Genomic DNA, 577 nt, shown 5'->3' on the forward strand with positions numbered 1-577 from the left:
CCCCGCACTCCGCGCAGAACTCCAGGGCAGTCTCCTGCACTGAGTCGCCCTGAGCGGTACTTCAACCGTCCCACCTCCCCGCCGGGTCCGACCCGACCGGACCCGGCGTCCGCCCTCAGCTACCCTCAGGCAGCTGATTTCGCCTCAGCTGGCATCGCCCCAGCTGGAACCGGCTGCCCCAGGCTGCAGCACAAGGAGGACCCATGACCCCGCCTTCGAATCCCGCCGGCTCGTACGGCAATGGGTACGGCAGCGGCTACGGCGGGCAGCAGTCCGACGGCTACGAGCAGCAGCCGCTGGTCCGCCCGTACGCGATGACCGGTGGCCGCACCCGGCCGCGGTACCAGCTCGCGATCGAGGCCCTGATCTCGACCACCGGCTCCGCCGAGCGGACCGGTGGCCTGCTGCCCGAGCACGCCCGGATCGTCAACCTCTGCCGAGAGGTCAAGTCCATCGCGGAGATCTCCGCGCTCGCCGGTGTCCCGCTCGGTGTCGCCCGGATCCTCGTGGCCGACCTGGCCGAGGCCGGTCTCGTCGCCATCCACCAGCCCGCCGCCGCGGGCGAGTCGGGCGGAAC

The 577-nt window shown here is 71.9% G+C and carries 1 protein-coding gene; it reads left to right on the forward strand.

The features are described 5' to 3' along the window. Positions 1 to 203 precede the first annotated feature (203 nt). A partial coding sequence (locus VR45_RS41630; protein ID WP_045945190.1) for a DUF742 domain-containing protein occupies positions 204 to 577 on the forward strand: 374 nt, incomplete at its 3' end.

Source organism: Streptomyces sp. NRRL S-495, assembly GCF_000966955.1.
In the GTDB taxonomy this organism is placed as follows: Bacteria; Actinomycetota; Actinomycetes; order Streptomycetales; family Streptomycetaceae; genus Kitasatospora; species Kitasatospora purpeofusca.